The 15,613-nt window shown below is 44.7% G+C and carries 11 protein-coding genes; all 11 read left to right on the plus strand.

Features of this window, described 5'->3' with window-relative positions; all coding sequences use genetic code 11:
• Position 1 precedes the first annotated feature (1 nt).
• Positions 2-1,291, plus strand: a complete 1,290-nt coding sequence (locus QM657_RS02585) for a hypothetical protein (RefSeq protein ID WP_415064955.1) — start codon at positions 2-4, stop codon at positions 1,289-1,291.
• On the plus strand, positions 1,288-1,983 hold the full coding sequence (locus QM657_RS02590) for a hypothetical protein (RefSeq protein ID WP_415064956.1): 696 nt from the start codon (positions 1,288-1,290) through the stop codon (positions 1,981-1,983). Before QM657_RS02585 ends, QM657_RS02590 begins: the two co-directional genes overlap by 4 nt.
• Before the next feature lie 12 nt (positions 1,984-1,995).
• Positions 1,996-2,772, plus strand: a complete 777-nt coding sequence (locus tag QM657_RS02595) for a hypothetical protein (RefSeq protein WP_415064957.1) — start codon at positions 1,996-1,998, stop codon at positions 2,770-2,772.
• 155 nt (positions 2,773-2,927) lie between these two features.
• Positions 2,928-3,437 carry a hypothetical protein gene (locus QM657_RS02600; protein WP_415064958.1) on the plus strand — a complete coding sequence of 170 codons (510 nt, stop codon included), beginning with the start codon at positions 2,928-2,930 and terminating at the stop codon, positions 3,435-3,437.
• A gap of 169 nt (positions 3,438-3,606) precedes the next feature.
• Complete coding sequence (locus QM657_RS02605; protein ID WP_415064959.1) at positions 3,607-4,221, plus strand: hypothetical protein; 615 nt, start codon at positions 3,607-3,609, stop codon at positions 4,219-4,221.
• 14 nt (positions 4,222-4,235) lie between these two features.
• Positions 4,236-5,696 carry a contractile injection system protein, VgrG/Pvc8 family gene (locus QM657_RS02610; protein WP_415064961.1) on the plus strand — a complete coding sequence of 487 codons (1,461 nt, stop codon included), beginning with the start codon at positions 4,236-4,238 and terminating at the stop codon, positions 5,694-5,696.
• An 11-nt stretch (positions 5,697-5,707) separates the two neighbouring features.
• Entirely contained in the window at positions 5,708-7,132 is a 1,425-nt protein-coding gene (locus QM657_RS02615) for a contractile injection system protein, VgrG/Pvc8 family (protein ID WP_415064962.1), read from the plus strand.
• A 10-nt stretch (positions 7,133-7,142) separates the two neighbouring features.
• Positions 7,143-8,117: a pentapeptide repeat-containing protein gene (locus QM657_RS02620; RefSeq protein ID WP_415064963.1), complete on the plus strand. Its 975-nt coding sequence runs from the start codon at positions 7,143-7,145 to the stop codon at positions 8,115-8,117.
• Positions 8,114-8,632 carry a hypothetical protein gene (locus tag QM657_RS02625; protein WP_415064964.1) on the plus strand — a complete coding sequence of 173 codons (519 nt, stop codon included), beginning with the start codon at positions 8,114-8,116 and terminating at the stop codon, positions 8,630-8,632. Before QM657_RS02620 ends, QM657_RS02625 begins: the two co-directional genes overlap by 4 nt.
• Entirely contained in the window at positions 8,633-9,151 is a 519-nt protein-coding gene (locus QM657_RS02630) for a DUF4280 domain-containing protein (RefSeq protein WP_415064965.1), read from the plus strand.
• A gap of 54 nt (positions 9,152-9,205) precedes the next feature.
• Positions 9,206-15,613, plus strand: a 6,408-nt coding sequence (locus QM657_RS02635) for a DUF6531 domain-containing protein (protein WP_415064966.1), incomplete at its 3' end; no start/stop codon positions are given.

The following is a 15,613-nucleotide window of genomic DNA, read 5'->3' on the forward strand; positions in this document are numbered from 1 at the left end:
GATGGCTGGCAGTGAAGAGATGAAAGACATGATACGGGAAGAAATCCGTTCCATCACCAGCCTGGAAGAGCGGGTCGCTTTTAAGGATCTGATGGAGGGGGTGTTCTTATCCCTTTATGAAGCCAATGAAAAGATGTACCAGGAACTGGAGCAACGGGTTATGGATGATCTGGCTTATGACATAAATCTGTATCTGATCCGGACCGGACTGGTGGAAAAGGCCTATCTGGACCAGTCAGACCGGCTGATGAGCGCCATGTGTCCGGAGGATTTACAGGAGCATTCTTATAAAATATCAGAAATAAAAGAGGCAATTGAGGCCAAGGGGGAATTTCGGATTGCCACAGTACTTTTGCAGTGTGATGCAATGGAAATTCAAAGGATATTTGACCGGCAGGAAACGTTTTCAGGTATTTTAAAAGCAGAGGAGGAGTATCCGGTATCTGTAAGCCTGAAAAAATGTACCCGGTATTTAGATAAAATTGAGCATTTGTATCATTTGTTCATGAAAAACGGTATTTCCTGGAAAACGGTAAATGCTCCGTATTTATTTAAAATGGCAGATGTTTGTATTACCGGACTGCCTCAGGAAGCGGTGTCAGGGGCTGCGGTCACTGATTTGAGGACGGATTTGGGAGAATATAATGAGCTGGTGCATTATGACATGATTCCAATCTGGAATGTAGGCCATTTAAAGCTGGACAGCATTGGCTTTCCCATACCCTGTGGAGATCATAAGAATTATGAACATATCATGTCCATTAAAAATTATGGAACAGAACACGTTTATCTGGTGGATGAACAGGCCGGTATCCGCCACGTCCGGCAGAGCGGGGAAAAGCTGCTGGTAACGGGAGAGGTTTCCAGTGTGAAGAAATGGGATGTCTTCGTCATAAGAGGAGGAAACGGCAGTAAGCTGGACCGGCATACCTATCCGATTATGGAAAACTTGAGAAAAGACAGTTTTTCAGAACGGTTCCGTCAGCGGACAAATCAGGGAGTTAAGACCAAGGCGGAGCTGGAGCGTTTTATCCGGGGATTTGGGCTGGATCACATGATTGAATACCAGGACTGCCATTTGGCGGAGATCGGAGAGAGCCAGATTGAGACTTACTCCATGAACTTTTTCATGAAAGATGAAATTCGGGATGGCAGCAAAGGCAAGGCGCTGGTTCTGCTCTTTAAGGCAAAAGGAAGTGAAAGCTGGATTCTCCGGGATCTTGCCAGTTTTATTGCCTCGGAAGTGCAGGAGCTTTACCCGGAATATTGGTGCGGAGGAAAGCTGGTATGAATTATCTGTGGGAAACTCTGCTTCAGGCAAAGAATCAGGGATTAAAGGGAAGTGAAATCCGCTATGAACTGGCTGAACGCTACAGCGCGTATATAGAAGTGTCCGGGTCCTGTTTAAATCAGGAGTATCTGGAACCGGGGGCTGCCGTTGAGATAAATCCCTATTACCGTTTTTTTGATATTTTTAAAGATTTATTTCCACCGGACTCCGGAGAGTTTCCAAAGCTGCGGGAAAACCTGACAAATCTGATTTTGCATCAGCTGGCGGAAAATGACCTGCGGTCCGGTATGACCAAAGAAGAATACTATAAAAAAATGCTGTATCAGGATATTCAGAACGGCTCCTTTGGGGGAACGGTAAAAGAAAATATCAAGCTGTTTTGCCGGGAGGAGAGGGAAATCATCTTAAGCGGCCTTTTGCGCCAGTATGAGACAGGCAGTTCTTTGGACATTTTTCTGGATATGATGCAGTCATTGATAAAAAACAATATTGTCTATCAGAATAACTACAATTCTCTTGAGCTGCTGGTTTTTATCGGGCAGAAAAAGGGAGAAACGCTGGAATTGAAGATGGATTTTCTGATTCGGATGTTTGTGGATATTCCCTATCATGTGGAGCTGTTTTATGAGCATCATTTTGGCATCATTGGAATGGAAGAGGCCATGGTAATTGGCGAGACTATTTTATGTTAAGAGGTGAACCTTATGTTTCAGTATGTATATCCCCAGTTTCAGTTTAAATCACTGCTTCGGGGGGAGATGTTAGAACAGCTGAGAGACTACCCCAAATATTATCTCCAGCTTTCTTTTTCAGGGTTTGCTGAAGGGGTTGTTAGCGGCTGCAAACTGTCCTGGGATAACGGGAAACTGACTGTTGGGCCTGGGATGGTATACCGCGGGGGACATCTGTATTTTATGAAGGAGCCATATTCCCTGGAGTGTGAGCCGGACAACCGGAGAAGGTATTTGAAGCTCCAGTTTCTGACAGAGATGAAGGAGCTGAGACAGGTAAGCGGAAATACCCGGATTGTTCTGGCTCACGAAGCGCCGGACCCGGCCTGTGAAATGGAACTGTGCCGCTTCTGCCTTCAGGAAGGGGCCAGACTTCGGGATAAGCATGAAAACTTTGAAGACTTTTCTACGGAATTTGATACCATTAATCTCATTTATGCACCGTATGCCGGTGGGGGAGTGAGTACGCTGAACCCTGTGATATTAAAGCAGTTTGCAAGGGAGACCTTTCAAAATAGAACGAAGGATCCTTATGATGTGAGTTTTTCCATGAATGTTCTTGCTAATAAAGGGGTTATAGAGGAGGAGTGTATATTGGAGTATTTGAAGGTGAAGCTGGACGGGGAAGTTCGGGATCAGAGCACCTATGGAATGTACCGGGGGCTTTTGAAGGTGTTGAGGGAACAGGAACAGGGTGGCGGCAGGCAGGATAAGGAGTATCAGGGGAGAAGGAGTGTTATGTTGCTTTAAATATATTTAAAGTAGTGGGATTATTAAAGAGGAGGAACATTCATCTGGACACGCTACAATCCCAGGAAAAAGGAGGGGGAACTGATCCTTGATGTGCCATATTTTGAATTCAATTATTATATATAGTGTAGAACTACCGAGGAGGAAAGACAAATATGCATACTTTTAGGGGAATCATCAAGTTTCTGATTATTATTGGATCAGGAATTATTGTATTAGGATATTTAATAGCTACACAATTTTGGAGGAATTTTAAAGAGCCTGTGCAATTATCTCATGTTTCCGAAATGAAAACAGGAACCATTGTTGAGTTTACAACAGAGCTAGAAAATACAGGATTTCAATTATATTATTCAGACGGAGCACCATCTTATTATTTTTATCAAGGTTTTCTTAATGAAGATACGGTTATCGTATTTATACATAAAAATTATTTGCATCAAATTACCAAGAAAGATACTGACCAGTATTCTGTGATAGGAAAGGTTCTCGAACCAGATAAAGAAGCTGTTGAATATTTTGGAAAAGATATGTTATATGTGGAGCTATTGCGGGAAGATTACAAAGGAGATACCATAAAATTACTTTTATTTTCTCTGTTTTTAATTGGAATTGGGTCTATTATACCGATCTTTTTAATACAACAAAAGAAAAAAAGTAACTGACCATATTTATCTCATATGTTCTGTAGTATACCAGTAGCCTACAAGAGGAGAAAAACACAAAAAGAAGCGAAAGGGTATGGAGATTGACAGTGTTTCTGCAATATTTGAAGATGATGTTGGACGGAGAGTATGGGGCAGGACAGCCATAAACAAGGAGGGGAGCAATCGTATGTATTCAGATGAAAAAATAGCAATGCTTGAGCGGTATAGAAGACAGACTTTGCGTGCAGAGGAAGTGGAACATGAAGAGACAGATTTGGAGGCCCAGGAAGAGCTTTTGACCCTGGAAGAAGCAATTGCAGGGATTAAAAAGGGAGTATTAAAGCTTCATACAGGTGAAACCTTGGAGTTTGAGAATAGAGTTTACTTTGAAGAAAACATCCCGGTGCCTATTTTTAAAAACTTTTATCAGGCATCAGAAGAAGGGGAGGAATCGGCAGTATTTGTCAACCATGACCATGAGTTGAGCCAGACTGTTTTATGGCTGAGAGAAAATATCCGCACGATTACCATGGACCAGTGGGCCAATCTGCTGGTAAATGGAATGGCAAGAAATAATTTATTTGCCAGAGTTTTAAAAAAGAAGCAGCTGGAAAATATGGAATATCTCTGTTATGAAGTTCCCAGCGGAAAAGGCTGGATTTATAATGTGATGTTTCGCATGAAAGGAAAAGATAAACGCTTTACAGGTACTTTTAACTGTATGAAGAAAGAAAAGGACACTTATGGCATTGTTCTGGAAGCCATGGTCTGCCACATGGATCAGTGGTTTGGAACACGGTAAAGGGGGAGGAGTCATTGGAGAACTATAGAGAAGAGAGTCAGTGGGCTGTTACCTATAAAGACATGTTCCTGTCTGTTGCAGGAGCTGTATATGTGAAGCTTATCCAAATCAGCCAGATTCCAGGTGAGCATGCCAGATTATATGCAGAGGCTGTTTTAGACAGCGAGGCAGATGAGAATGAATTCCACGCAATATCAGACGAGGTGTTTTTAACTTATCAAAAAGGAAGTGAAAAAGGAATCTTATTTAAAGGGATTGTCGATTACATTTCCATGAGAAAAGATGGCGATGAACGCATCCTTTGCCTGGAGGCCTGGGATTCCACCAGATATATGGATATCGAACGCAGAAGCCGGGCGTTTCAAAATCCCCAGATGACAGTTAAGCAGCTGGTGGATGAAGTCATGAATTCCTATGGGAATGCGGACTACATGATCAATGTACCTGATGTTCCCATTGCCCAGGTTTTGATTCAATACGAAGAGACTGACTGGGAATTTTTAAAACGTTTCTTCTCAAAGTACCATGCGGCAATTTATCCGGACACATCATTTTGTGCTATTCGGTTTCAGGTGGATGTAAATCCAAGTCCTGAAAACTGGAACTGGGATGACCTGCCTTATACTGTGAGACAGGATTTTAACTGGCTGAAATCTATGCAGGAAAATGGGTTTGAGGGTCTGACAAAGGCACAGGGAGTTACTTATCAGGTGGATACTTATGACATTGCCATCATGGGAAGCCAGATTACATATAAAGGAGCTTCCTGGTATATTGCTTCCGTTGAGAGGATGTTGGATCATGGAATTTTGATAAACAGGTGTTTGTTAAAGCAAAAGGATGGACTGCTGGTCATGCCTTATTTCAATCAGCGCCTTACTGGAATTTCCATTGACGGCATCATATCAGGGGTTAACCGGGATAAGGTTCAGGTAAATATGGAAATTGACGCAGGCAGTGGAGGGGCTAATAACTACTGGTTACCATTTTCGACAGTAGCGTCATCTCCTGACGGCAGCGGCTGGTACTGTATGCCCGAACAGGGGGAGAGCATCCGCGTGTATTTTCCGGTGGATGATGAAAAGGAAGGATATGTCATTACTAATATTAAGCCTCATGACCCCAAATCCCAGGCAGGGAGCAGCATGGGCGGGGCAGCACCGGATCCAATGGGCAATCCAAATGTCAGGAGCATTTCCACAGCCCAGGGCAATCAGGTTCAGTTTACAGAGACAGGGGTTGTAATATCGGCAGGAGATCAGGGCAGTGTGTGCCTTAAGAAAGACGGAAGTGTGGTGCTGAACGCCATGAATGATATTTGCATTTCTGCAGCGGAAAAATTACAGTTTATAGCCCAGAATGAGCTCACTATTACGGCACAGACATCAATTAAGATGATCAATGATGCAGGTGCAGACTTTGAAATGACAGCCGGAAAGATTGAACTGCACGGTAAATTGATTCAGGAGAATTAGGAGGCGGTCTTATGGCATATGCATTGGATCAGATTTGCATAGAAGGATTGACATTTGAAAAACTGGAAGAACTGAAGATTGAATGCCGCCCCGGAGAGCATGGGAGTTTGTATATCAGCGGTTTCCTGGCGGAAGACAAAGGAAAGAGTACATTGTTTGAAATGAATGAATACGCCCCCATATCGGTTTCGGTGCAGGTGAAAGGTAAAAAGCAGACAATCTTTGCAGGAGTAATGACAGAGGCAGTGGTCCAGGGCTCTGGAGCCTTTCACCACATTGAAGTAAAGGCAAGAACTTACAGCTTATTCATGGATTTAAAAAAGAAATCCAGATCATTTCAGAATACGGCCATGACCTATGGACAATTAATTCATGCTGTTTTAGCAGATTATCCGGGCAGTGACATCAATCTTACAATTGAGGACAAACCCTTGGGGGAAATATCCGTTCAATACAGAGAAACGGACTGGGTATTTTTAAAGAGGATGTTATCACAGCTGAATGCGCCTCTGGCCTGTTACCCTGGCATGGAGCAAATTAAACTTTATGGCGGAATTCCTTCCATGGCACAAGGCGCCTGGGGATATAAACGGGTCAGAGCGGAAAAAGAGATGGGGGTCTGCAATTACTGGCAGCAGCAGGGAGCGGCTGTAGGGGATGTGGATTTTCTGATTTATACAATAGAGACTGATCATACCCCAGAGCTCTTTGAACAGATTAATTACCAGGGAGAGTCACTCAGGATTCGAGGATTTACCTATACGCTGGAACAGGGCTTGCTGTACTGCCGATGTGAGCTTCAGAAACAGACAGGTATTTTGGAGGCCAAGCAGTATCCCATGCATTTAATCGGAGCAGCTCTTGAAGGAAAGATTCTGGATGTGGCGGGAGAAAAGGTAAAAGCCCAGTTGATGATTGACGGGGAAAACAGTCAGGGTTCTGTATATTGGTTTCCATACTCTACCTTATCCGCTTCTCCCGATGGAAGCGGCTGGTATTATATGCCGGAACGGGGAGACCACGTCAGAATTTATTTTCCATCAAAGCATACGAAAGACGTAATTGCCGTCAGTTCAGTCAGTGACTATGACGGAACCGGTGGCGGTGGATCGGGGGGAGACCGGATGGGATCTCCGTCCACCAAATATTTAAGCAACGTCCACGGGCAGGAAATGAGTCTGGGAGAAGACGGAGTTAACTTAACATGTGCCGGAGGTGCCGCCAGTCTTAAGATTGGAAAGGATGGAAAGGTATCACTTTCTGCGCAAAGTGAAGTCATGGTCGGAGCCCAGAATAATATAGACATTACGGCGGAAACGGATGTGGTGCTTCATGGCAGTAAATGTGTATCCATCATGTGCTCCCAGGGAGGTCAGATTCAGGCGGCAGAAGATGGAAACCTGTATATCAAAGGTACTGAGGTAAAGATAGATTAGGAGGATGCAGATGACCAGAAATGAGGCATTGGAGCAGTTCAGAGAAAACGAAAAAAAGGCAATGGATCAAATAAAAGCAGAATTCTGGAATCATGCCCAGGAACAGGCAGAGACTCTTTCCGCTGTTTTAAAGCAGGTATTTTGCGGGGTCCGGAAAGGGGCAGAGGAATCAGAAAAGGAAAAGATCATGTTTATGTACTTTTCTTTGCTGAGGACAGACGTACTGAATCAAAGTTATCATGTTCTGGTCCAGGCTTTTGATGCCAGGTGGTATATGGATACAGAGCCGGTCTGCCTTACTTTTTCTCTTGATTTTCTTTTCCGGGTTCTTCAGCCTTTTAGGGATCAGTGCAGGGAGAATATCAGGAAATACATGGGAAAAGTGAATCAGTATGATGTAGAAAACTTATATCAGGATCTGGTTATGGAGTGCAATTCCATGCTGGCGGCCCAGCTTCGCTTTATGTTCCGGGATGTGGAACAAAATAAGGATTTTTCAGAAATACCAAAGGAAGAATCCTGGAGCATCCGCTGGGGAGAATACCGGGATAACAGCGAGGTGATTGCCAGCGTTGACCGGATACCTAAGGATCAGAAGGAGTGGGAACGCTCTGTTCAGAAAGCAGCCAGCCAGGAAGATGAGATGATTTCCGGCTATTGGTACAAAACCAATTTAAAGGATTCCATATGTCGGAATCAATGTCTGTATTTTACGGTTTTTGAAGATTGCAGCCTGAAATATGTGGTTTTTGACGGCTCCAATTTAACCGGAGTCCGCTTTAAGAACTGTCTGTTAGAAGAATGCAGCTTTAAAGGTGCGGTTTTGCGGCAGGCGGATTTTGAGGGCTGTATATTAAAGGATAACAATTTTGACGGTGCAGATATGACTCATACATCCTTCACAGAAAAAGAGGTGTTGGAAATTGATATCAGCCCGGAACAGGCTGAAGTCATTATAACCTGGCAGGAGGTGGCCCCCAAATGAGATTTTTTACGATGCAGCAGGATATCACATTGCCTGATGTGATTCAGTTTAGAGAGTTTGATATCTGTGGTCCAAGACATATTTTTTATAAAGAGGATGAAGCTGATTTAAATGACTCCACCGTGATGTATTTAAAAGAGGGAGGGGAGACGATTCCGGACTTTATTCAAAGTCCTATTGCTCTGGTATCAGATAAAGTCAAAAGAGTTTTAGATATGTATGAAGATGACATGGTGTTTAAGATCGTGGTTTTTGCAAACAAAGAGGAAGAGACCATGGTACTTTACCATCAGCTGCTTTTGGAACGTATGGATATGTTATCTGACCAGACAGAGTTTTATTCCAATGGCAGCATAAAACGGCTGGCTCTGGATGAAAAGAAAATAGGAGAACACAAGGCATTTATGCTGGAAGATAAGAGGTTTCCCCATCCGTTTATCAGCCTGGAAGTGGCAGAAAGCCTGCTTCGCAGACATGTGGTTGGAATCATTTTGAAGGAAGTAGAGGTGATTTAAATGCCGGATTTAAAGGATACCTATGTGGTTCACTGCTCCAGTGCTACCTGTACCATGGGAATGCGGCCTTCTTACGTTGTATTACGCCAGTCCCACGGTGTATTCATGCGGGGACAGGCATTGATGACGGTAAAAGACTGCCAGCCAGAGGTTAACATCATTTGCTTTGGAGGGTGCTTCAGCATGGAAAATCCCTCTACCATTGCAGCGGCAGAGGAAGTAAAGAGACAGATAGAGGAAGAAGCCCCGGATACGTTTATCGATAAGGTTATGAACCTTTTTGGCGGAGGGAAGAGTAAACAGGCAAAGCAGAATGATCCTTCGGCAGCTTTTGAAGGCATGCCTCAGGTAGTGGGCAAGTGTGAGCCCAAGATTGTGGGAGGCCAGGAGTGGGATAACGGGAAAGAAGATGTGGAAACTGATTCAGCCCATTCACTTTTAGGAGAAGCGAAGATTTTCTGCATGTATGGAGGCGAAATCAAATTGGAAAACGCAGGACAGCCAGAAGCCGGAGGTTGAGAATGAGGCAGCAGTATGAAAAACAGGCTGTGAACAAAGGAAAAGGGGGTAGCCATGAACCTAAGATATAAAGAGCTGAAAATAGAGCTGGCATTGGAAGGTATCATTGGGGTTGAGTCCTTTCATCTGAAGGAAGGCTTAAACCGCCATGCATTTCTTTCCATGAAGCTCCTGGCTGTTGAAGAAGATACGGAACAGATTGTTACGATGGCTTCTGCAGAGACTATTGTCATTACTGAAACAGAGCGAACAGGCGGAAGGATTATTTTCCAGGGAAAGATAGAGACCGTCCGGCTGGAGGTGGAACATGGTCTGCCTTATTTATACCTGGAAGCGTATTCCTTTACAAAGGACTGGGAGCGGGTGGAGAAAAGCCGAAGCTTTTTAGATGGCTCCAAAACCTACATAGAAGTGGCCAAAAAGGTCCTTTTGGATTATGGCAATACTGATATCAAAGATGAAGTGACCAGTGGAGCGGTCATTCCTGAGATGCTTTTGCAGTATGAAGAAAGCGACTGGGTATTTCTGCGGCGTTTAGCCAGTCATTTTGGTACATATCTCATTCCGGATGTTTCTGCTGACTGTGGAAAGGTCTACTTTGGCGTACCACAAATTAATTATGGAAAGACTCTGAACAGTGAAGATTATGTGATTTTGAAGGACATGGCTCATTATGCTAAAGTATTGCGTCCAAAGGAAATTCTCCCGCAGGAAGCGGCTCAGTGGGAGATCCGCGGTCGTGAGTTTTTGTGGATGGGAGAAGAGGTCCTGTTTAACCAGATTCCTGTAGTGGTAACGGATGTAGACATTGCAACGGAATATGGAGAACTGATTTACCGGTATAAGCTTTCCAGAAGAGACGGAATGAAACGGGATAAAGAAAAGAATCCCAGGATTTATGGAATGAGCATTCCGGCCACTGTTAAGGAGCGCAGCGGGAACCGCATTCGGGTTCATTTTGATATTGATCCAGTGTATGAAGGAGGAGCAAAGGAAAAATACTTCACATACGCCATAGAGAGCAGCAGTTTTTACTGTATGCCAGAGGAAAACAGCAGAGTACATATATATTTTCCGGATCATGACGAACAGAGTGCCATTGCGGTTCATGCCATTGGCAGCGGCGGAGGTGGTGGAGGCGGGAAAAAACCTGATAATAAGAGGTTTTCCGACCCAAGCGGCAGCGCTATGGACATGACTCCTCAGGATTTTAGCTTTACTTCTGACTCAGGAGGTTCTTCTGTTCTGTTTATCAGCGGCAGCGGTTCTGTGACCATGAACGGTAAGGATATTAATATAACCACCCAGAAAGGAATGATGGCAGGAGAGGGTGGTGAGAGTCCAACTGAAAATCTGATGATTTGCGGCGGAAATAAGGTTACGTTAAGTATTGGTGACGGCGGAGCTGACATGATAACCTTGAATACAGAAGCCAATATTGTATCCGCTTTTATCAAACAGTCCGCAGATTTAAAACCGGCGCCTCAGCCATCGGCAGAGTCTATAGAGGCAGAAATCACTGCTGATGATGAAAATAACCGCAATGCCATGAATGATGCGGTTAAAAATGATTTGGTTGCAAAAAAGCAATCCAGCAAGCAGAAATTTATAAAGGGTTTAAAGAGTATTGTGACTGTAGTGGCGGTTACTGCATTAGTGGTGTGTACCGGAGGAGCAGCGGCCGTTACTCTACCATTTGTTCTGGCAGCAGGAGCAAAAACAGTGTTTGCAGTGGCAGATATGGCAGAGGGAGTAAGCGGACACAGCCAAGTAAATGCCCTGGATACGTCCCAGCCTGCGAACTTTTTGCGGGACAGCGTGTTCGGGGGGAATCAGGCCCTTTATGATCTGGCTTCTATGGGTACGGATATTATCTTTGATGTGGTTTCCGGAAAAGCATTAAAAGGAGCCGGTGCATTAAAGAAGATGGAGGATCTTTTCTGCAAATCAGGAAAGGTCGCCAATATGGTCGCCAAAACAGGTGTCCAGGTTGTAAGTGGAATGATTGAAGACTACATGGTAACGGGGAAGATCAATCCTGTAAACACATTGACGAATATGGCCATAGGTATGACAAAAGGAACCCTTGGTTCATGGCTGAAAGGAAATGTTGTCAGCAATCTGGGCCTTAATTCCAGAGTGGCTCAAAAGATTGCAGGAACCTTTATAGGTGCCGGAATTGATACAGGACTTGATATCAGCGTTGACAGCTTTATGGGAAGAGAAACAAACCTGATGCAGTCATTTTCTCAAAATCTTGTGGCAAATGGATTGGCGGAATATTTTGGTGAACCCATTGATGCTGTGACTGGTGGTTTTCTGATAACGGCAGCCGATTTTATCATCCCAGACATCCAGGAATCTATCCGCTTTTCTAGAAAGTACAATTCCTCTAATCAGGAAAGCGGTGTGTTTGGAAAGGGGTGGTCCTTTGCCTATGAGGGGCGGCTTTACCGTAAGGAAAATGGCTGCTATGCCCAGCTGGATACCGGCCATTTGGTGAGGTTTGACTGGGATGGAACCGGTTTTGTGAACGTAACAGAGGGATGTGGCTGGTTTATTCTAGAGAAGGGGGATGACATCTGGAACCTGTATGACCGGAAAAATCATAAGACATACCGCTATGACAAAGAGGGACGGCTGATTTTAGTCATTGATAGAAATGGTCAGTCCATGAAGCTGAGCTACCGGAAAGATGTGCTGGAGAGGATTACCACGGCGCTTGGCTATTACCTGGACTTTACCTTCCGTGAAAGCCGGTTAATACAGATCGCAGATAACATCGGAAGAACCATGCAGTATCGTTATGAAAGCGGACTTCTGACCGATGTGGTCCATATGGACCAGGGGATCACCCATTATGACTATGACAGCCAGGGATATCTGATAAAGGCCACGGACCAGGCCGGAGTTTCTTATCTGGAAAATCAATATGACTGGAAAGGCCGTGTTACTTTGCAGACCCTTGCCAATGGGGATACTTATCAGGCGGAATACCGGGAGGAAGAGCGGAAAAATATCATCTACAATAGTGTGGGAGATCAGAAGGTGGTTTATATTTATACCGGAAAGAACCAGCCGGAGAGGATGATCTATCCGGATGGGACAGAGACCGTTTACGCTTATGATGAGCAGGGATATCGGATTTCCGAAACAAACCGTCTGGGACAGACGACAGTGTGGGCTTATGATGAGGCTGGAAGGATTAAGCAAGAGCAGAAACCGGGAGGTCTGGTTACCGTTTTCTGCTATGATAAAGAGGATAACTTAATATCAGTCAGTGACAACAGCGGAAGGGACTGGAAGTATGCCTATGACAATAACCATAATGTATACAGGGTAAAAGAAAAGTTCCAGTCCGGCCAGTGGTCCAATGTTTCCTATGAATATGACTGTCTGGGAAGGCTACTGTCAGAGACGGATGCCCTGGGAAATGAAACGGTCTATGGTTATGAGGAAAACAACGGAAAACCGGTTCGGATCCGTTTTGCAGACGGGGAAGAGATAATACGTGAATATGACCGCGGCGGAAGAAAGATGGCAGAGGAGGATAGCTACGGCAGGACTGAATATGGCTATAATGCCAGAAATCTCCGTACCATGGTGCGGGATGGGGAAGGCAATGAAACCCGTTGGATGTATGATGGAATGGGGCGGCTTCTGGCTTATTATCCGCCCAAAGCTTGGAAGTCAGGAAAAGAGGAATACAGCTACCGTTATGATTTCCTGGACCGGTTAATTGATACAATCCGACCGGATGAAAGCCATGAGAGACAGATGAGGGATGGGGAAGGACACATCCTTAAGAAAGTGCACCCAAATGCCTATGATAAAAGCATTGATGACGGAGAAGGGATCCGCTATGAGTATGACGGTGACGGAAACCAGATCCGTATTCATTATCCGGATGGAGGGTGTGAACGGATTTTTTATGATGCAGAAGGCCACAGGGTGAAACACGTCCTGCCGGAGGCGTATGATAAAGAATGTGATGACGGTTCTGGATACTGTTATGAGTATGATGATGCGGGGAATCTGACGAAGGTGATTACGCCAGAGGGAGAGGCAGAAGCGGTTTATGGCTATGATCTGAGAGGAAATGTGATTTCCCGCCAGGATGCTATGGGGAGAACAGCTTTTTGCCAGTATGATGACCAGAATCATGTGACCCGAATTCTGATTCCTGCAGAAGAAGAGGAAGGGGAGACTCTTTACCAGAAGGTGACTCTTTCTTATGATGAGAATGGGAATAAGAAAAAAGAAGTACGTCATGGCGGATTTTGGAATGTGGAAGGGGCTTTCATTTTCGGGGAAGAAGAGGAGCTGTGCCTGTCATTTTTCTACGACAGCCGGAACCGTCTGATCAAAGTAACAGACGGTCTGGGTGCTGCTATTGAGTATCGGTATGATGTTCGCGGAAACCGTATTTATGAAGAACGGAAGATCAGTGATGAAATCAGTCAGATCATCCATTATAGATATGACCGTGCAGGCAGGCTGCTGGAACAGAAGGAAGAATTAAACAGTGGTCTGGAGCCGGTTACCGGAGAGGAACGCTTTGCCATCACCCATTACTGCTATGATGAGAATGGGAATCGGACGGAGATCATCACACCGGAGGGATATAAAATCATCAGAGAGTATGATTCCAGTGATCATCTGATCTCAGAGCGGAGTGTGGATAAGGCCAACGGCATTGACCGGATGGTGAGAATCACCTATGACCGTGCAGGAAATATCACTCAGATTATCCGTCAGGGAAAAGGGAAGGAGGCTTGGGAAACCGGTTATTCCTATGACTTGAAAGATCGAATTATCCATGTAAAAGACTGCTTTGGCCCAGTATTTCAGTATGAATATGATCAGAATGACCGTTTAGAGCGGGAGCTTCTGCCTCAGACAGAAAATGGACAGGAGAGAGAAAGAGGGTATCGGTACCGTTATGATTACAGAGGGAATGTGCTGGAAAAGGTTGATATAGCCGGAACGGTATTAGAAAGAAATGAATATCTTCCTGATGGAAATCTGGCCAGGCAGATGACGGCAGATGGGAACGAATTACATATCACATATGGCATAAATGGCCGGGAAAAGGAGTTATACACGTCCAGAAGCCGGGAAAAGGGACAGGCTGTCCAGAGCTATGCTTATGATTCCCAGGGAAGGATCATTGGCTTATCAGACGGAAACCAGAATCTGACTGGTTATGATGTAGACCACTGGGGAAGGATTCGTCAGATCAAGGGAGCAGATGGAGGAAAAGAAAGTTATACTTATGATTATGCAGGGAACATCACTAGCACGACAGATGCCAATGGCGGTGTGATTACTTACCGTTACAATAGCCAGGGGAAAGTCTGCGAGATCATAGACCAGGAAGGAAACAGTGAAATCTTCCGTTTTGATAAAGAGGGCCGTATGTTTCTGCATACAGATCGGAATGGAAATCAGGTCAAAGCCACTTATAACATGGATGACAACCGGGTATTGGAGATCGGATGTGATGCAGAAGGAAAGAACCGGGAAACCAGAACCTGGGAATACGATTCGTTTGGTCAGATGAAAAAGGCAGCGGCAGGGGGCTTCTGTTATACATATGAGTACCGTCCAGATGGGAAGCTTCTTAAGAAGGCAGCATCAGGAAGGACTCTTATTGCCTGTACTTACCATGAGGATGGCAGCTTAAAATCCCTGACGGATGAAAGCGGAAAGAAGGTATTTTATGGGTACGACTGGAGAGGAGAACTCACTTCTGTTACCGATGAAGCCGGTATGGCAATCGTCCGGTACCGTCATGATCCGGCTGGAACGTTAAAAGAGATCGTCCATTTCAATGGAGTGAAGACCACTTATGAGTATGATACCGATGGAAACATCAGCCGTCTGGTTACCCTGTTAAACGAAGATCAGCCTTTGATAGATTATCGGTATGAATATGACTTAAACGGAAACCGGACAGCAAAGGAAGGAATCTGTTTGTTCCCAGGCGAAGAAAACGTCAGAAGTACCGTAATCCGTTACCACTATGACAGCATGAACCGCCTACTGGAGGAGGATTATGATAAAAATGCAACCTGTTACCGCTATGATCTGTGCGGAAACCGTCTTGAGAAGGAAGGGATTGCCGGGCGGGAGGTTTCCTGTTACAATAAAAGAAATCAGGTAACAGAGCGTGTTTCTGAAGCAGGAAAGACGCAGTACCGGTATGACCTGCAGGGAAATCTGACAGAAGAATCTGGAGTAGAAGGGAGACGTTACAGTTATAATCCATTCAACCAGCAGACAAGGGCAGAACAGACTGATGGGTATGCACAGGAATCTCTTTATGATGGAGAAGGATCACGTGCCGGAATTAAAACAAAAGAAAGCAGTTCCTGGTTTGTGTTCCATTATGGAGAACTGTTGACAGAAACTGGAAAAGAGGGCCATCTGCAGAGCCGCCATATCTTAGGATACGGAGTG

Origin of the sequence: Lacrimispora sp. (genome assembly GCF_047605665.1) — a bacterium.
In the GTDB taxonomy this organism is placed as follows: Bacteria; Bacillota; Clostridia; order Lachnospirales; family Lachnospiraceae; genus Lacrimispora.